The organism is Knoellia sp. 3-2P3, from assembly GCF_029223115.1.
GTDB lineage: Bacteria > Actinomycetota > Actinomycetes > Actinomycetales > Dermatophilaceae > Pedococcus_A.
In genome coordinates, this window is the sequence record NZ_JARGZE010000001.1 from 260,212 (window position 1) to 276,931 (window position 16,720).

At 72.4% G+C, this 16,720-nt stretch carries 15 protein-coding genes, 1 tRNA gene and 1 other RNA gene; 4 read left to right on the plus strand and 13 right to left on the minus strand.

The window, feature by feature from the left end; translation table 11 throughout:
• Window positions 1-39 precede the first annotated feature (39 nt).
• Window positions 40-1,311 carry an aspartate kinase gene (locus tag P0Y31_RS01230; RefSeq protein ID WP_275866262.1) on the minus strand — a complete coding sequence of 424 codons (1,272 nt, stop codon included), beginning with the start codon at window positions 1,309-1,311 and terminating at the stop codon, window positions 40-42.
• A 228-nt stretch (window positions 1,312-1,539) separates the two neighbouring features.
• Here P0Y31_RS01230 and P0Y31_RS01235 point away from each other — a divergent pair, with 228 nt between their 5' ends.
• The gene (locus tag P0Y31_RS01235) at window positions 1,540-2,478 is read left to right on the plus strand and encodes an ABC transporter ATP-binding protein (RefSeq protein WP_275866263.1); all 939 of its coding nucleotides are present in this window, start codon (window positions 1,540-1,542) and stop codon (window positions 2,476-2,478) included.
• A complete protein-coding gene (locus tag P0Y31_RS01240) occupies window positions 2,475-3,584 on the plus strand; it encodes an ABC transporter permease subunit (protein ID WP_275866264.1) in 1,110 nt (369 codons plus the stop codon). The genes P0Y31_RS01235 and P0Y31_RS01240 overlap by 4 nt, the downstream gene beginning before the upstream one ends.
• 27 nt (window positions 3,585-3,611) lie before the next feature.
• On the opposite strand, the gene P0Y31_RS01245 is transcribed toward P0Y31_RS01240, so the two are convergent.
• The gene (locus P0Y31_RS01245) at window positions 3,612-4,181 is read right to left on the minus strand and encodes a DUF5063 domain-containing protein (protein WP_275866265.1); all 570 of its coding nucleotides are present in this window, start codon (window positions 4,179-4,181) and stop codon (window positions 3,612-3,614) included.
• Entirely contained in the window at window positions 4,174-4,773 is a 600-nt protein-coding gene (gene recR, locus P0Y31_RS01250) for a recombination mediator RecR (protein ID WP_275805546.1), read from the minus strand. Before recR ends, P0Y31_RS01245 begins: the two co-directional genes overlap by 8 nt.
• A gap of 64 nt (window positions 4,774-4,837) precedes the next feature.
• Here recR and P0Y31_RS01255 point away from each other — a divergent pair, with 64 nt between their 5' ends.
• Window positions 4,838-5,206, plus strand: coding sequence for a hypothetical protein (locus P0Y31_RS01255; RefSeq protein WP_275866266.1), 369 nt, complete (start codon window positions 4,838-4,840; stop codon window positions 5,204-5,206).
• A 47-nt stretch (window positions 5,207-5,253) separates the two neighbouring features.
• On the opposite strand, the gene P0Y31_RS01260 is transcribed toward P0Y31_RS01255, so the two are convergent.
• The 3 genes from P0Y31_RS01260 to ffs form a co-directional block, all read right to left on the minus strand.
• Entirely contained in the window at window positions 5,254-7,545 is a 2,292-nt protein-coding gene (locus P0Y31_RS01260) for a DNA polymerase III subunit gamma and tau (RefSeq protein ID WP_275866267.1), read from the minus strand.
• Window positions 7,546-7,610: 65 nt separating this feature from the next.
• Window positions 7,611-8,291, minus strand: coding sequence for a hypothetical protein (locus P0Y31_RS01265; RefSeq protein WP_275866268.1), 681 nt, complete (start codon window positions 8,289-8,291; stop codon window positions 7,611-7,613).
• Between the two features lie 198 nt (window positions 8,292-8,489).
• An RNA gene (gene ffs / locus P0Y31_RS01270) (signal recognition particle sRNA small type) lies at window positions 8,490-8,588 on the minus strand.
• Window positions 8,589-8,688: 100 nt separating this feature from the next.
• Here ffs and P0Y31_RS01275 point away from each other — a divergent pair.
• Window positions 8,689-8,776: transfer RNA gene (locus P0Y31_RS01275), tRNA-Ser, on the plus strand.
• 169 nt (window positions 8,777-8,945) lie between these two features.
• Here the strand turns inward: P0Y31_RS01275 and P0Y31_RS01280 are convergent.
• The 7 genes from P0Y31_RS01280 to P0Y31_RS01310 form a co-directional block, all read right to left on the minus strand.
• The gene (locus P0Y31_RS01280; RefSeq protein ID WP_275866269.1) at window positions 8,946-9,869 is read right to left on the minus strand and encodes a BadF/BadG/BcrA/BcrD ATPase family protein; all 924 of its coding nucleotides are present in this window, start codon (window positions 9,867-9,869) and stop codon (window positions 8,946-8,948) included.
• A 69-nt stretch (window positions 9,870-9,938) separates the two neighbouring features.
• The gene (locus P0Y31_RS01285) at window positions 9,939-10,826 is read right to left on the minus strand and encodes a carbohydrate ABC transporter permease (RefSeq protein WP_275866270.1); all 888 of its coding nucleotides are present in this window, start codon (window positions 10,824-10,826) and stop codon (window positions 9,939-9,941) included.
• The gene (locus P0Y31_RS01290; RefSeq protein ID WP_275866271.1) at window positions 10,823-11,722 is read right to left on the minus strand and encodes a sugar ABC transporter permease; all 900 of its coding nucleotides are present in this window, start codon (window positions 11,720-11,722) and stop codon (window positions 10,823-10,825) included. Before P0Y31_RS01290 ends, P0Y31_RS01285 begins: the two co-directional genes overlap by 4 nt.
• 40 nt (window positions 11,723-11,762) lie before the next feature.
• Window positions 11,763-13,055: an extracellular solute-binding protein gene (locus tag P0Y31_RS01295; protein ID WP_275866272.1), complete on the minus strand. Its 1,293-nt coding sequence runs from the start codon at window positions 13,053-13,055 to the stop codon at window positions 11,763-11,765.
• Window positions 13,052-14,047, minus strand: coding sequence for an N-acetylmuramic acid 6-phosphate etherase (locus P0Y31_RS01300; protein WP_275866273.1), 996 nt, complete (start codon window positions 14,045-14,047; stop codon window positions 13,052-13,054). The genes P0Y31_RS01295 and P0Y31_RS01300 overlap by 4 nt, the downstream gene beginning before the upstream one ends.
• 100 nt (window positions 14,048-14,147) lie before the next feature.
• The gene (locus tag P0Y31_RS01305) at window positions 14,148-15,041 is read right to left on the minus strand and encodes a MurR/RpiR family transcriptional regulator (RefSeq protein ID WP_275866274.1); all 894 of its coding nucleotides are present in this window, start codon (window positions 15,039-15,041) and stop codon (window positions 14,148-14,150) included.
• A 4-nt stretch (window positions 15,042-15,045) separates the two neighbouring features.
• Window positions 15,046-16,719: a serine hydrolase gene (locus tag P0Y31_RS01310; RefSeq protein WP_275866275.1), complete on the minus strand. Its 1,674-nt coding sequence runs from the start codon at window positions 16,717-16,719 to the stop codon at window positions 15,046-15,048.
• Window position 16,720 lies beyond the last annotated feature (1 nt).

Sequence of the window (16,720 nt, forward strand, 5' to 3'; positions counted from 1 at the left end):
CCGCCAGGGTCGGCCTGACGCGGTGTGGGACACGCGACATCACCGGCCGGTGCCCCCATAGACCACGGCCTCGCCCTCGGCCGTGTCGAGGCCGAACGCTGTGTGGACGGCGCGGACCGCGTCGTCGAGCACGTCGATGCGCGTGACCACCGAGATGCGGATCTCCGAGGTCGAGATCATCTCGATGTTGACCCCGGCGTCGGCGAGCGCCTTGAACAGCGTCGCCGAGACGCCCGGGTGCGAGCGCATCCCCGCGCCGACGAGCGAGAGCTTGCCGATCTGGTCGTCGTACTGCAGCGAGGCGAACCCAACCCGGTCCTGGACCTTCTTGAGCGCCTGCACCCCGGCCTGCCCGTCGGACTTGGGCAGCGTGAAGGAGATGTCGGTCAGACCGGTCTCGGTGGCGGAGACGTTCTGCACGATCATGTCGATGTTGATCTCGGCGTCGGAGACGGCCTGGAAGATCTCGGCGGCCTTGCCCGGGCGGTCGGGCACGCCGACGACGGTGATCTTGGCCTCGCTGCGGTCGTGGGCGACCCCGGCGATGATCGGCGCTTCCATCTCGTTCCCTTCGTAGAGGTTCGGCATCACCCAGGTGCCCTCGCGGTAGGAGAAGGAGGAGCGCACGTGGATGGGCATGTCGTAGCGGCGGGCGTACTCGACGCAGCGGTGCAGCAGGATCTTGGCGCCGGAGGCGGCGAGCTCGAGCATCTCCTCGGTGGAGATCCGGTCGACCTTGCGCGCGGTGGGCACGATCCGCGGGTCGGCCGTGAAGACGCCGTCGACGTCGCTGTAGATCTCGCAGACATCGGCCTTGAGCGCGGCGGCGAGCGCGACGGCGGTGGTGTCCGAGCCGCCCCGGCCGAGGGTGGTGATCTCCTTGGTGTCCTGGCTGACGCCCTGGAAACCGGCGACGATCACGATGTGGCCGTCCCCGAGCGCACTCGTGATGCGCCCGGGGGTGACGTCGATGATGCGGGCCTTGCCGTGCACCTCGTCGGTGATGACGCCCGCCTGTGAGCCGGTGAAGGAGCGGGCGGTGTGGCCCAGGTTCGCGATCGCCATCGCGACCAGCGCCATCGAGATGCGCTCCCCTGCGGTGAGGAGCATGTCCATCTCGCGGGCGGGCGGCAGCGGGGTGACCTCCTGGGCGAGGTCGAGCAGCTCGTCGGTGGTGTCACCCATGGCCGACACGACGACGCACACGTCGTTGCCCGCCTTGCGGGTCTCCACGATCCGCCGGGCGACGCGCTTGATGCTCTCGGCGTCGGCCAGGGACGAACCGCCGTACTTCTGGACGACAAGGCTCAACTGACTGCTCCGGTTCGGGTGGGTGGCGGAGCGGCCAGTCTAACGACCGCCCGAGCCGTGAGACGCCCCTGCCGTATGCCGGACAGCCGGCTCCCAGCCCAGCGGGGCGCAGCGCTGGTCCGGCCCCACCCCCCTGCGCCGAGATGGACCCCAGCCCCACGACACGCCGAGGGAGCCTGTGACGCGGATCCATCTCGGCGAGGTGGAGGGGGCCGCTAGCCTGCGCAGATGCTGCGCGAGGGGGAGCCTGCGAGGGGGATCGAGGTCGACGGCGTGCGCCGCGCCTTCGGCGACGTCCTCGCCGTCGACGACATCAGCCTCACGGCCCGACCGGGCGAGGTGACCGCGCTCATCGGGCCCAACGGCGCCGGCAAGACCACGCTGCTGCTCATGCTGGCGACGCTGCTCGTGCCCGACCGGGGCAGCATCCGCATCGACGGGCACGACCCGGTCACCGCCCCGGCCGAGGTCCGGGCACGGGTCGGCTGGATGCCCGACGGCTTCGGCACCTGGGACTCGCTGACAGTGCGCGAGGTGCTCGAGACCATCGCCGCGGCATACCGGATCCCGGCGCCGCAGGCGCGGGCCCGGGTCGAGGAGCTGCTGCACACCGTGCACCTGGCCGACCTCGCCGACCGGCGCGCCCGGGTGCTCTCCCGCGGGCAGAAGCAGCGCCTGGGCCTGGCCCGGGCCCTGGTCAACGACCCCACCGTGCTGCTCCTCGACGAGCCCGCCTCGGGCCTGGACCCGCGCAGCCGCATCGAGCTGCGTGACGTCCTCCGCTCGCTCGCCGCCGAGGGCCGCACCGTGCTGGTCTCCAGCCACATCCTGACGGAGCTGCAGGAGGTGGCCGACCGCGCCGTCATCGTGGCGAGGGGCCGCAGCGTGGAGACCCAGCGCCTCGACGGGGAGGCCGTGAATGCCGCGCTGACCGGCTGGCGCATCGACTCGCTCGACCCGGAGCTGCTCTCCGGCTTCCTGAGCCAGCGCCGCGTGCCGGCCCAGCCCGTCCACGGCGGGATGCTCGAGGTGGAGGTCGCCGGCGAGGAGAGCGCCGCCCGCCTCCTGACCGACCTCATCGGCGCGGGCGTGCGGGTGACGGCCTTCACCCCGACCCGCGGGGCGCTCGAGTCCGCCTACCTCGCAGCGACGGAGGACCGACAGTGAGCTGGCACGGAGTCACCACGGTTGCCCGCCTGGAGCTGCGCCAGCGCACCCGGGCCTCGAAGTGGGTCGTCGTGCTCGGGATCTGGTTCGCGGTCATCGGCCTGGTGAGCACGCTGAGCTACCTCGCGCTCAACGACCCCGACGCCCAGTCTGGTGCGGCGATGTACGACGTCGTCATCTTCTTCGTCCTCGGCCTGGGCATGCTCGTGGTGCCGTCGCTGACCGCCACGTCGATCAACGGCGACCGGGAGCACGGTGTGCTGGCCACGCTGCAGACGACGCTGCTGACGTCCGCCGACCTGGTGCTGGGCAAGCTCCTGGCCTCGTGGGTCATCTGCGGCGCCTTCCTCGTGACCGCACTCCCGTTCCTGGTGTGGGCGTGGGTCGAGGGCGGGGTCCCCGTCGGGCGCATCCTGCTCTCGCTCGTGGTGCTCATGCTCGTGCTGGCCGTCGTGTGCGCCCTCGGGCTGATGTTCTCGACCCTGACGGCCCGACCGGTCGGCTCGGCCGTGCTGACCTACCTGGCCCTCGGCGCCCTCGTCTTCGGCACCGTGATCAGCTTCGGCCTCTCGGCGTTCCTCGTCAGCGACCGGGAGACGGTCCGGGTGTACGGCATCCCCGAGGAGTTCCACGAGAGCAACATCGGGGCGCCGCCGCTCGACGAGTACGGCAACCCGGTCCCCGGCACCGAGCGCGTGCCCACCCGCGCCGACTGCGTGGAGCACGACCAGACCCGGGAGGTCACCCACACCGAGCGCATCTGGTGGCTCCTGCCGCTCAACCCGTTCGTGGTGGTCGCGGACGCGGCCCCGTCGGACCCGCCGCGCAACCAGGACATGGGCATGGGCTTCACCCCGATGCGGTGGATCAGCGAGGGCTCCCGAGCCGCCCGCGTCGGCGAGACCGGCGAGGTCAGGCAGGAGTGCTGGGTCGACATGGACGCCGGTGAACCGACCGACCCCGTGGAGGCGGCGGCCAAGGGTGCGGCGGTGTGGCCCTTCGGCCTGCTCTTCCTGCTGCTGGCCGGCGGAGGTGCCACCACGGTGGCGGAGCGGCGGCTGCGCACCCCGATCCGGCGCCTGCCCAACGGCACCCGGATCGCCTGACGGCGGTAGACCCCCAGCCGCAGACCCTCAGGGGTGCAGCGCGTTGAACTCCGCGTCGGCGACGGTCTCCTCGTCGGCGTCGAGGCGCACGTGGCCCAGCAGCGACAGCAGCACCCGCAGGGCCCGCGCGCCGGAGTCGCCCCAGGACTGCACGTAGCTGAACTGCCACCACCACAGCGCCTCCGTGGTGCGGCCCTCGGCGTGGTGGCGAAGACCGTGGGAGAGCGCGGAGGCGATCTCCGCGAGGTCGCCCGACAGCGACCCACGCACGACGTGGACGTCGAGCAGCGGGTCGACCACGTGGCCGTACTCGTCGAGGCCCTCGAAGAGGTTGGCCACGCCCTGGCGCAGCGGGTCGACGTCCGCGTCGGGCCCGGGGTCCGGCTCGAAGCGCTCGGCCGGCACGACGTCCTGGATGGCGCCGAGCCGGGCCCCCATGAGCAGGACCTGCGAGAGCGCGAGCAGCGTCATGGGGAGGGCGGCGTCGGGGGCCGCGCCGGAGGCCACCTCGGTCATCGTGTCGAGGAAGGCCTGCGCCTCGTGGGCGGACTCGTCGGCCAGCAGTGACAGCTCGTCGGTGATCTGCTGCTCAGGCATCGAGCAGCCTCCTTCCCTCGAAGGCCCGCCCCAGGGTGACCTCGTCGGCATACTCCAGGTCGCCGCCCACCGGCAGGCCCGAGGCGAGCCGGGTGACCTTCAACCCCATGGGGCGAAGGAAGCGCGCCAGGTAGCTGGCCGTGGCCTCCCCCTCGAGGTTGGGGTCGGTGGCGATGATGATCTCGGTGACCTCGCCCGAGGCCAGCCGCGTCATGAGCTCCTTGATCCGCAGGTCGTCGGGGCCGACACCCTCGATGGGGCTGATCGCTCCGCCGAGCACGTGGTAGCGGCCGCGGAACTCGCGGGTGCGTTCGATGGCGACGACATCCTTGGGCTCCTCCACCACGCAGATCGCGGAGCCGTCGCGGCGCGAGTCGGCGCAGATGCGGCACTGCTCGGCCTCCGCGACGTTGCCGCACGTCTCGCAGAAACGCACCTTCTCCTTGACCTCGACCAGCGCGGAGACGAGGCGGCGCACGTCGGCGGGGTCGGCCTGCAGCAGGTGGAACGCGATCCGCTGCGCGCTCTTGGGCCCGACACCGGGCAGCCGGCCGAGCTCGTCTATGAGGTCCTGGACCACGCCTTCGTACACACCACGAGCCTAAGCCCTCGCGGTGACGCTCGGCCGCACCCGGCGGGGCTGGTTCACTGGGACCGTGACCGCCGCCCCCTGCCGTCCCTCGCCACCCGCCCGCTTCCCGCTGGTCGCGCTGGTCGCCGCCGTGGCCGCGCTCGGCGGGTGTGCCGGAGACCCCGAGCCGGATCCGAGCACCGCCCCGCTTGAGGTCGTCCTCGACGGCTGCCAGCTCAACCGCGAGTCCGTGGCGGCCGGCGGCCACACCCTGGCGGTGGTCGGCAGGGGTCGAGCCACCGTCACGGACCCGCGGGGCGCCGTGGTGCTCACCGCTCCCGGTGGCGAGGAGGCGCCGGCAGGGATCGAGCTCGCCAGCGGCACCTACGCCGTGACGTGCGAGCCCGAAGGCGGCCGTGTCGGGGAGGCCGAGCTGCGGGTCACCGCGAGCTGAGCCGAGCGGGCCGTGCCCGGCTCAGCCCTCCCGTTCAGCCCTCCCGCTCAGCCCTCCTCGATGACGCGGCCGCCGAGGATCCGCTCGATGACCGGCGGACCGACCTCGCCCAGCCCCTCGATGTCCTCGTCGTCGTCACTGGCCGCACTGTCGTCGGCGACCCGGGCCTCGGGGGTGGCTGCTGGGCCCTCGGCCTCGACGGCGGCCATGGCCCGCTTGAGGTGCGAGATCTGCTGCGCGGGTTCGGCGTCGGAGAAGGCGGGCGCGGCACTGACCGGCTCACTGGCCCAGGAGGGGGCGCTGCCCGGCGCGGAGGCCGCGCTCGCCCAGCCGTCGCTCGACTCCGGAATGTGCCGGGCGGCGGCGGCCAGCCCCGGATCACCTGCCGCCGACGCACCGGCACCGGCGGCGGGCACCGGCGACGGGGTGGCCGACTCGTGCTGGGCTGGCGGCGCCGCGGTCGCCCCGCCACCTGCGGGCGTCTGCCCCTCCGGGACGGGCACGCACTCCACCCGTGCGTCGACGCCCAGGACGTCGATGAGCGCCTGCCGGATCAGCTCGGTGTGCGGGCCCTGGCGGAAGCGCACGAGCAGGGCGGTCGGCGCGATGCCGAGCTCGAGCCGCTTGCCGTCGTAGCTCTGGACGTGGGCGTGGTCGGAGACCAGGGTCCAGGTGACGCGCTTGTTGCGGGACAGCCAGGTGAGCACATCCGGCCACGCGCGGCGGATCGCCGCGGTGTCGATGCCCCCGGTCGCACCCGTGGGCTCCGCGGCAGGCGCGGGAGTCACCGCGGCAGGTGGGCCGGCTGCCGGTGCAGCGGGCGTGCGGGACTCGTCAGCAACGACGGGCGCGGGCGCGGCTGGCCCCTCCGACGGGGACGGCTGGTCCGGGGACTGCGCACCGGCCCGTGCCGCGGCAACGGCGGCCCGGGCGGCCGCCGCACCGGATGCGGCGCCGCCGCGAGCACCGCCGGGGGCGGCGGGCGCCACCGGCTGCTCTGCGGGCGGCGGCTGAGGCGCGTCAGCTGCGGGTGCCTGCGGGCGGTCAGCCGCTGCGGGTGCCTGCGGACGGCCAGCCGCTGCGGGAGCCTGCGGACGGTCGGTGGCCGCGGGTGCCTGCGCCGGCGCGGCGTGCGAGCGCGAGGCCGCGCCGGACGGGGCAGCTGCCGTCGGAACGCCACCGACCTCGAGGCGACGCTCGATGCGGTCGAGCCGCGCGGCATACCCGCTCTCGCCGGAGGCTGCGGGCAGCAGCACGCGGGCACAGATCAGCTCGAGCTGCAGCCGGGGCGCGGTGGCTCCGGTCATCTCGGTGAGGCCGGCGTTGACGATGTCGGCGGCTCGGGACAGCGTGCCCTGGCCGAACGCGGCGGCCTGCTGGCGCATCCGCTCGACCTGGTCCTCGGGCAGGCCGCGCAGCACCGAGGAGGCGCCGTCGGGGACGGCCGCGACGACGATGAGGTCGCGCAGCCGCTCGAGCAGGTCCTCGACGAAGCGGCGCGGGTCGAGCCCGGTCTCGATGACGCGGTCGATCTGGGTGAACACCCCGGCCCCGTCACCGGCGGCGAAGGCGTCGATGATCGCGTCGAGCAGCTCGCCGTCGGTGAAGCCGAGCAGGGCCGCCGCACTCTCGTAGGTGAGCCCGTCGTCGCCCGACCCGGCGATGAGCTGGTCGAGCACGGACAGCGAGTCCCGCACGGAGCCGCCGCCGGCGCGGACGACGAACGACAGCACGCCCGGCGCGACCTTCACGCCCTCGGACGCGCACAACTGCTCCATGTAGTCCTGCAGCCGCTGCGGCGGCACCAGGCGGAACGGGTAGTGGTGGGTGCGGGAGCGGATGGTGCCGATGACCTTCTCGGGCTCGGTCGTCGCGAAGACGAACTTCACGTGCTCCGGCGGCTCCTCGACGATCTTGAGCAGGGCGTTGAAGCCCTGCGGCGTCACCATGTGCGCCTCGTCGATGATGTAGATCTTGTAGCGGCTCTGGGCCGGCCCGTAGGACGCGCGCTCGCGCAGGTCGCGGGCGTCGTCGACACCACCGTGGCTGGCCGCGTCGATCTCGATGACGTCGACCGTGCCCGAGCCACCGCGGGCCAGCGCCACGCACGAGTCGCAGGTGCCGCAGGGCTCCGGGGTGGGCCCCTGCTCGCAGTTGAGGCAGCGGGCCAGGATGCGCGCGCTGGTCGTCTTGCCGCAGCCGCGCGGGCCGGAGAAGAGATAGGCGTGGTTGACCCGGCCCGTGCGCAGCGCCTGCATGAGCGGCTCCGTCACGTGCTCCTGCCCGATGACGTCGGCGAAGGTCTCGGGGCGGTAGCGGCGGTACAGGGCGGTGCTCACGTGGGGAACCCTAACCGCCGCCGGGGACACCGCGGTATGCCGTGGGCTGGAGGAAGCGAGCCGGTTCAGGGCATCCAGAGCGCGTCGAGCGACCGCGAGAGCTGACCCGCTGCGACGACGACGAGGACGTTCAGGGCCCAGGCCAACAGGAACGCCCTCCCGCCGCGCAGCCGGTGCTCGTGCTCCTCCCCAGGCGCTCCCGCGGGCCGGACCAGCTCACCGACGGCGAGCGCGACCAACCCGAGCCCCAAGGGCACCACCGCGGTGAACCACAGCCAGCCCCACCTCGTCACGCGTGTCGGGCGGTAGACCGTCAGGACGCTGCCCAGGCCGAGCACGATGGCCGCCCATCCCGGCCAGAACGCGACGTCGTCATACAGCTGCGGGTCGTCGATGCCAGGTGCCTCGAGGGGCACCCCGCCCGCCCGCAGCTCCCCCACGAGGTTCTCCCAGGGAACAGAGGCCTGGACCGCATCCACGTGGCGGGTCTGAGCGAACGGCGCGTCGACCCAGTAGATGATCCCCGTGGCGGGCACCCGGTTCACCCCCCGGCTCGGCAGTCCCGTGGTCTCGTCCAGGGCGAGGGTGTCCCAACCGTCGGCCGTTCCCGACGGCGGCCAGGGCGCTTCGGAGCGCTCGGTGCCCGTGACGCGGTAGAGCAGGATCCGGCCGGACGCGATGTCGTCCCGGAGCTGTTCCACACCCACCGACCGCGGCTCGACCCGCCAGGCCAGCAGCGCCCACACCACCCAGAGCGTGATGACGAGTACCCCAGGACCGGCCGCGCCCGCTCGACCCGCCTCCGGGTGGGGGACTGCACCCCCGTGCCGCCCTCGACCCCCACGATCGTCATCCCCGCATGGTGGCAGAACCACGTCCCCGGAGACGCCAGAACCCGCGGGCGAATCCACACCGCGGAGCGCCCCCAGGCACCGCACCCCAGACGCAAAGGGACACCCCGCGTACCTGGAAGAGCTCGCCTACCCTTGCTGCATTCCTGCCCTGGGGGAGTTCGGTGAGGTACCACCACGCGGGGTGCCGTCGCCGAGTCTAGGGCCACGGTTCGCGATCGCCAAAGCAGGCCCGTCAGGGCCCTCCGCCCGGATTGGGTCGATCGCACCACCCTCCGGTACTCTCCTCGGCGGAGGATTCGCATAGTGGCCTAGTGCGCACGATTGGAAATCGTGTTGGGATAAAACCCTCGGGGGTTCAAATCCCCCATCCTCCGCCAGACGAAGAGACGGACCCCATGCTTTTCCGGGGTCCGTCTCTTCGCCTTTTGGGCATGCGGGATGTGGGAGGAGCGACGAAGGAGCGAAGGTTCCCCCGTCCTCCGCCGTCGCGCAGCGACATGGCGCGCCAGCGCATCCGGCCACCGCACAAGCGGCAGCGAGCGGGCCCTACGACGACAGCAGGTATGCCGGGTGCTCCGGCGCCGTGCCCGTCGTCGCCACGTGCTCGGCGATGGTCAGCGCCCCGTCGAGCGCGCCGCCGAGCCCCGGCTGGAGCACCTGCCCCGCCTCGGCCAGCCGCTCCCCCAGTGCCGCAGCGACCGGCTCGGCACCGAGCAGGCCACCCGTGCCCGTCAGCACCGGGGCCGTGAGGCCCGCGGCGGCGGCGAGCAGCGAGTCGGCCAACGCCCTGCCGGCCCGGGCGCACAGGTCGGCGGCCACCGGGTCGGTGGCCGCGGCCGCGGTGACGCCCGGCGCGAAGGACGCCAGCGCGTGGGGCGCGTCGGCGGTGGTCATGACCCGCCTCGGCCACCCGTCGACCGGCCCGAAGAGCTCCTCCCCCGCCGCCAGCAGGGCGGCCGAGCCGCCCGGCACACCGTCTCTCGCCCGCAGGGCGGCGCTGAGGCCCTCGAGCCCGAGCCAGGCCGCCGAACCGCGGTCCCCCAGCACGTGGCCCCAGCCGTCGACCCGGTTCCAGTGGTCGCCGAAGTCGCTGCCGAAGGCGACGGCGCCGGTGCCGGCCGCGACCACTGCCCCCGGGCGCAGGCCGCCGATGGCCCCGGCCAGGCTCGTGACGGCGTCGCTCGTCACCACCGTCCGGCGGGCGCCGAGCACCGCGTGCACCTGGGCCAGCACCTCGCTGCGGTCGGCGAGGAAGAGCAGGCCCCGCATGCCCCAGACGACCACGTCCGGCTCGGTCGCACCGGCGCCGTCGAGCAGGGCTCGGGCGTCGGCCGCGAGGGCGGCGACGTCGATCCCGGCGGTGCCCACCCGCGCGCCGGTGCCGGCGAGCACCGGACCCACCCCGTCGGCATACCGGCACTGCACCCGCAGTCCGGAGCCGCCCACGTCGACACCCACGACCACCCTCACGGCGGTGAGCCGATCATGGCTGAGCCCTCCTCGGCAACCCGACAGCCGCCGGAGTCGCTGACAACCGGGCTACTTCGTCATCCCGGCCGTCAGGCCGGCCACGATCTGCTTGGTGGCGAGGAGGAAGAGCAGGATCAGCGGCACCGTCGTGATGACCAGTCCGGCGAACACGGCCGAGTAGTTGGTGGCGTTCTCGCCGAAGAAGGTCGTCAGGCCGACGGGGAGGGTGTACTTCGCCTCGTTGCGCAGCAGGACCAGCGGGAAGAGGAAGTCGTTCCAGATGGGTACGAAGCGGAAGACCGCGACCGTGGCCACGGCGGGGCGCACGAGCGGCACCATGATGCGCACGAAGGTCTGCCACGTGCTGGCTCCGTCGAGCTGGGCGGCCTCCTCGAGCTCCACCGGCAGCTGCCGGAAGAACGTCGTGAGGACGAAGATCGAGAACGGCACGCCGGAGGCGCCGTACATGAGCACCAGGCCGAGCCGGGAGTCGATCAGCCCTGCGCCGTCGAAGAGGTAGAAGATCGGCAGGATCGCCAGGTGGATCGGCAGCATCAGGCCGGAGAGGAAGAGCGCCTCCAGCCCCCGGAAGATCCGCGAGCGGGAGCGGGCCAGGGCGTATGCCGCCATGGTCGCCACCACCGTCGACAGCGCCACCGCGCCACAGGTCACCATGAGGGAGTTGGCGAAGTAGGTGGCGAAGCTGCCGACCGTCCACGCCTCGCGGTAGCTGGCCACCGACAGCGGCCACGGGGCACCGAGCGGGTCGGTGATGAGGTCGGCGTTGGTCCGGAACGAGCTGCTGACCATCACCAGGAGCGGCACGAGGGCGACGGCCGCGTAGCCCCAGAGCAGCAGGCTCGCGGTGACGCCGCCGACGGGACGCTGCGCCGTGCGGGGGCGCGTGCGCTCGCCCGCGGTCGCCCAGCGGGTGCGCAGGCCGGGAAGGACGCTCATCCGGTGATCCTCCGCTCGTGGCGCCGCAGCACCGCCGTCGCCGCGATCGCGCCGCCGAAGATGATCACGAAGAGCAGCGTGGCCAGCGCCGAGGAGGTGCCGATGGCGTTGGCGGCGCCGGAGTCGAACGCGGTCCGGTAGAACAGCAGGGAGATGAAGTCCGTCGCTCCGGCGGGGTTGCCGGTGGAGCCGCCGAAGGCGTAGGGCAGCGCGAACGCCTCCATCGCGAAGATGAAGGTCAGCACGCTGACCGTGCCGATGGCCGGGACGAGCAGGGGCAGGGTGATCTTGAAGAAGGCCTGCCGGTGCGACGCCCCGTCCACGCGGGCCGCCTCGTTCAGCTCCTCCGGGACGCCGCCGAGCGCCGCGCCGTAGAGCAGCACGGGGAAGCCGATCCACTGCCACACGCTGACGAGGATGACGACCCACAGGGCGGTGTCCGGGTCGCCGAGCCACGGCAGGGCCCATTCCTCGAGCCCCACCGCGGTCAGCAGCTGGTTCACCGGGCCGAAGGTCGGCGACAGCAGCAGCGTCCACAGGTAGCCGATGACGATCGGGCTGACGAGGTACGGCATGGCGTACAGCGTCTGGAGCGTGCGGCGGGTCCGCGGACGGCGGTGCAGCATCAGCGCCACCGCGAGCCCGATCGTGTTCTGGAAGGCCATCGTGCCCAGGAAGAACAGCACGTTGTGCAGCAGTGCCTGGGGCATGTCGGTCTTGAACGGCGCCCGGGTGAACAGGGTGGTGAAGTGCTCGAGGCCCGCGAAGCCCCCGCGCGTCGTGCCCTGCCAGTGGAAGAAGGCGTAGGAGAACGCCGTCACCATCGGGTAGAGCACGAACACCCCGAAGAGGAGGAGCGCGGGGGCGACGAAGAGCAGGCCGGAGCGGCGACGCATGGTCGGAGAGGCTAACTGGTCCTGAGCGGCTGGCCCCGGCTCAGGCGCCGGGCTTGAACCAGGTCTTGACGCCGGTGTCGAGGTCCTTGCTCACCGTCGCGGCGTCCTTCTTGCCGAGCAGCATCTCCTGGATGCCCTTGCCGAGCAGGTCGGTGCCGGACGGAGTGCCGTAGCGGAAGTCGGTCAGCAGAACGTACGGGGAGCCGTTCTTGTCGTAGTTGGCGCCGATCTGCTGGAGGACCTCGTCCTTGTTCTGCACACCGGGGACCGCCGAGATCTGCTTGACCTCGTCGGCCACCAGCTGGCCGAACTCCTTGGTCGACATCCACTTGACCAGCTCGAGGGCCTCCTCCTGGTGCTTGGACTTCTTGGAGACCGCGAAGTTGCCGTCGGCCCAGCCGGCCGTGGTCGGCTGGGCGCCGCTGGCGGCACCCGGGGCCGGCGGCACCTCGAAGACGCCGATCTGCATCTGCGGGTTGGCCTTCTGCAGCACCGCCAGGTCGAAGGAGCCACCGGGGAACATGGCGGCCTTCTCCGCGGTGAACAGCGTCTGGGCGTCGGTGACGGCGACACCGGCGACGCTCTTGGGCATGAACGGCTCGAGGTCCTTCAGCAGCTTGACCGAGGCGACCCAGTGCGGGTCGGTGAAGTCCCTGGCACCGGACTGCACCGCCTTCTGGAACTCGGCGCCGCCGAACGTCGCACCGCCGACCACCTCGTGCACGATCGGCAGGGTCCAGTCGTCCTTGGCGCCGACGGCGATGGGCGTGATGCCCGCGCCCTTGAGCTTGGCGTTGGCGGCCATGAACTCGTCCCACGTGGTGGGAGCCTTCAGGCCGTTCTTCTCGAACAGGCCCTTGTTGTAGAACATCACGGTCGCCTGGCGGGCCAGCGGCACGGAGTAGAGCTTCCCGTCCTCCTTGCCCTTGGCGCTGGCCAGCACGTTCTCGTCCCAGCCGGACAGGTCGACCTTGCCGTCGAGCGGCACCAGCGAACTCGAGGCGATGGTCGCCTGCACCTGGCCGTAGGAGCGGACCTGCGGCACGTCGGGGCCGTCTGAGCCGGCGAGGCCGGTGGCCAGGATCTTGTTGTACTCCGTGGCCTTGAACGGCTTGAAGTTGATGGTGACGCCCTCGTGGGACTTCTCGTAGACGTCGAAGATCTTGTTGTAGGCGGCCTCGTCCTCGACCCGCCACGACCACACCGTCAGCGTGGTGGCGCCGCCGTCGCCGCCACCGGAGTCCCCGCCGCTGGACGGCGCACAGGCGGTGAGGGCGACGCCGCTGCTGAGGGCTACCAGCGCAACGAACTTCCACGGGGATCGGCGGGTCATGCGGGTTCTCCTGTCGAGACGTGTGCCGGGACGGCAGTCGGGGTTGCGTAGGTGGTGCTGACGGGGGTCGCGGCCGAGGGGCCGGACTGGTCCTGGAGGGCTTTGAGTGCAGTGGCGACCGACCCGCCGTGGCGCTCGATCGCGACCCGCGCCTCCGCGGCGCCCACGCCGGCGAGCATCGAGAGCAGCGCGGGCTTGAGCTCGCCGCCTGCCTGCTCGAGAGCGGTGCGCGACTCCTCCTCGCCCGCGCCGCTGGCCTCCTGCAGGATGCGCAGCACCCGGCCGCGCAGCTTGGCGTTGGTCGCGACGACGTCGACCATCAGGTTGGACCAGGTGCGGCCGAGCCGGATCATCACGGCGGTCGAGAAGGTGTTGAGGACGAGCTTCTGGGCCGTGCCCGCCTTGAGCCGGGTGGAGCCGGTGACCGCCTCGGGCCCGGTGTTGACGGCCAGCAGGTGGTCCGCGCGGGGGGCCAGCTCGGCGTGGGGGTTCGCCGTCACCAGGACGGTGACCGCGCCACGCTCGCGGGCCGCCTCCAGGGCGCCACCGACGAAGGGCGTGCGCCCCGAGGCGGTCAGGCCGATGGCGATGTCACCGGGCCGCAGGCCCCCCGCCTCCGCCCGGCCGAGGTCGACGTCGTCCTCGACGTTCTCCACCGCGCGCAGCAGCGCCTCTGGACCGCCGGCGTGGTGGGCGGTGAACAGGCCGGGAGGGGCGTTGAAGGTCGGCAGCAGCTCGGCGGCGTCGAGCACGGCGAGGCGGCCCGAGGTGCCGGCGCCGAAGTAGTGGACCGCCCCGCCGGCGCGCAGCGAGTCGACGGTGACGTCGACGAGGACCGCGAGCGCCGGGAGGATCTCGGCCACTGCCGGGGCCACCTTGGCGTCCTCGCTGTTGAGGACCTGCAGCACCTCGAGCGTCGACAGGGTGTCGATGCCGGTCGTGCCGGGGTGCCGGTCCTCGGTGGGCGCACTCACCCTGACGTCGCTTGTCACGCGGCCGAGGTTAGTTTCCTACGGGCCCTACGTCAATGATGTGAACCAGTAACATTCCGGCCACGGAGACCGTGACTGAGGGACGCGTGACCGAAGGAGGTCAGAGGAGCCGGTGCCCGGAGACCGCGTCACGGGTCTCCTCCACGGCCTTGCGGGCGCGCTTGAGGTGGCGCTGGGCGACGGCGATGTAGAGGCAGTCGACGACCGTGAGTGCCGCGATCCGGCTGGCGGTCGCCCCCGAGCGCAGACTCGTCTCCCGCGCTGCGGTGGTGAGGACTAGGTCGGCGGTCGAGGCGAGTCGGGAGAGGGGGAAGTTGGTGATCGCGATGGTGGTGGCGCCGCGCTTGCCTGCCGCCTCCAGCGACTCGATGGTCTCCTTGGTCGTGCCGGAGTGCGAGATGCCGATCGCGACGTCCTTGCGGGCCAGCAGGGTGGCGCTGGTGAGTGCGATGTGCGGGTCGTTCCACGCGAAGGCCATGGCGCCGATGCGGTGGAGCTTCTGCTGCAGGTCGATGCCGACGATGGCGCTGGCGCCGATGCCGTAGATGTCCACCCGCTTGGCGGCGGCGATCGCGGCCGCCGCAGCGGCGAGGGCCTGCCGGTCGAGCTGCTGCGCGGTCTCCTCGACGGCGCTCGCGTCGGCGAAGGACACCTTGGCGATGATGTCGTCGATGCTGTCCTTGGCGCTGATGTCCGAGGTCTTGGCGGCGCTCACCCGAGGCTGCGCGGACTCCTCCGCCAGGGCCAACCGCAGCTGCGGGTAGCCGGGCAACCCGAGGCGCTTGCAGAACCGCAGCACCGTCGTCTCGGAGGTCTTCGCCGCGACGGCCAGCTCGCTGATGGTCAGGGCAGCGGCGGCGCGGGCATCCGCGAGCACCTGCTCGGCGACCCGGTCCTCGGCCGGGGAGAGCGACGGACGCAGGCCCCTGAGGCGGACGAGGAGCGGGGCGGGGGCGGCGGTCACCGCGGCAGCAGCACTGTCGGCTCGGGGCATGGTCCTACGCTACGGCCTGCCGGTTGACCGCCGCCCAGCCTTCCGCCGAGAACAGCTCGGAAGACCGCTCCCCGTCGAGCAGCACCCCACCGGCGCCCTGCGCGAAGACGTCATCGACCAGGACCCCGCGGCCGAGGTAGGCACCGTCGGTGGTGTAGCGCCACCGGACCAGCTGCTCGCCGGCGGCGAGGCCGGCCCGCGCCTGCATCCAGCGCCGGGTTCCGCTGCCCGCGACGGTGCCGTCGCTCTCCATCAGCTCGCCGCGGTCGCGGACCTCGAACGGCAGCGCCTGCCAGGTGATCCCGCCGTCCGTCGACGTCTCGAGGGCGAGCCGGTCGGTCTCCTCGGTGTCGAGGAAGAGGTCGAAGGAGAGGCGGCCACCGCTGCGCGGCACCGCAACCGGCACCGTCAGGGTCGAGGTGGTGGCATCGGCAGCGCCCGACCACCAGGCGGTCTCACCCTGGGTCGGGCGCACGCCCATGGCCAGGGCGAGACCGCGGGCCCACTCGCGGCGGGCGACGTTGTTGCTCCCCCACGAGCGCGAGGGGTGCACCCGGTTGGTCAACAGGATCGCGAACGAGCGGGAGGCGAAGTCGATGACCATCGAGGTGCCGGTGTAGCCGGTGTGCCCCGCGGTCCGCGGACCCGACAGGGCGTCCATGTACCAGCGCTGGTCGAGCTCGAAGCCGAGCCCGTGGCTGTCGCCCGGGAAGTCCTCGGTGAAGTTGGTGATGAGCAGGGCGACGCTCTTGCGGCTGAGGATCCGGGCACCGTCGTAGGTGCCGCCGTTGAGCAGCGCCTGGCACAGCACCGCGAGGTCGTCGGCGGTCGAGAACACCCCGGCGTGCCCGGCGACCCCGCCGAGCGACCAGGCGTTCTCGTCGTGCACCTCGCCCCAGACCATGCCCCGGGCCGGTGTCGACTGGTACTCCGTGGCCGCGGTGCGGGAACGGTCGGCCGGGTTGTAGCCGGTGTCGTCCATGCCGAGCGGGGCGGTGACCCGCTCGCGCACCACCTCGTCGAGCCCCTCGCCGGTCAGCCGCTCGACGAGCACGCCGAGGGTGATGAGGTTGAGGTCGCTGTAGAGGTAGGTCGACCCGACCGGGTTCCTCAGCGGCGCGTCCATGACGGCCTGGATGCGCGACGTCCTGTCGGGGTAGCGGCTGTAGAGCGGCAGCCACGAAGTGAAGCCGGAGGTGTGCGTCAGGAGGTGCCGGACGGTCACCGACTCCTTGCCGTTCGCCGCGAACTCGGGCAGGTATGCCGCGACCGGCGCCTCGAGCTCGACGGTCCCGTCCTCGATGAGCTGCACGGCGGCGATCGAGGTGAACAGCTTGGAGACCGAGGCGAGGTCGAAGACCGTGTCGTCGCGCATGGGCACCCACTGGTCGCGGGGCAGCTCGGTCGTCGCGTTCTCGTAGCGGAGCGCGAAGCCGCTGGCGTCGCGGGCCACGACGGCACCCTCGTGACCCATGAGCGCCACGGCGCCGGCATACATGGGGCGCCCACCCGCGGGCGCCTGCTCGTGCCCGCGTATCTGCGCGACCGCGTCCCTGACGGGGGCGGGGTCGAGGCCCACCGCCTCCGGGGTGGCGTCGCGCAGCACGGTGTTGGCGGGGGCGAAGCCCTGGAACGGCATGCTGAAGTCGTCTGCCGTCGCCCCGGTGGCTGTCGTCATG

Coding starts and splice junctions, on each gene's coding strand:
- P0Y31_RS01235 (WP_275866263.1), top strand. CDS start 1,540: ATGCTGCGCGAGGGGGAGCCTGCGAGGGGGATCGAGGTCGACGGCGTG.
- P0Y31_RS01245 (WP_275866265.1), bottom strand. CDS start 4,181: ATGCCTGAGCAGCAGATCACCGACGAGCTGTCACTGCTGGCCGACGAG.
- P0Y31_RS01285 (WP_275866270.1), bottom strand. CDS start 10,826: ATGAGCGTCCTTCCCGGCCTGCGCACCCGCTGGGCGACCGCGGGCGAG.
- P0Y31_RS01290 (WP_275866271.1), bottom strand. CDS start 11,722: ATGCGTCGCCGCTCCGGCCTGCTCTTCGTCGCCCCCGCGCTCCTCCTC.
- P0Y31_RS01295 (WP_275866272.1), bottom strand. CDS start 13,055: ATGACCCGCCGATCCCCGTGGAAGTTCGTTGCGCTGGTAGCCCTCAGC.
- P0Y31_RS01305 (WP_275866274.1), bottom strand. CDS start 15,041: ATGCCCCGAGCCGACAGTGCTGCTGCCGCGGTGACCGCCGCCCCCGCC.
- P0Y31_RS01310 (WP_275866275.1), bottom strand. CDS start 16,719: ATGACGACAGCCACCGGGGCGACGGCAGACGACTTCAGCATGCCGTTC.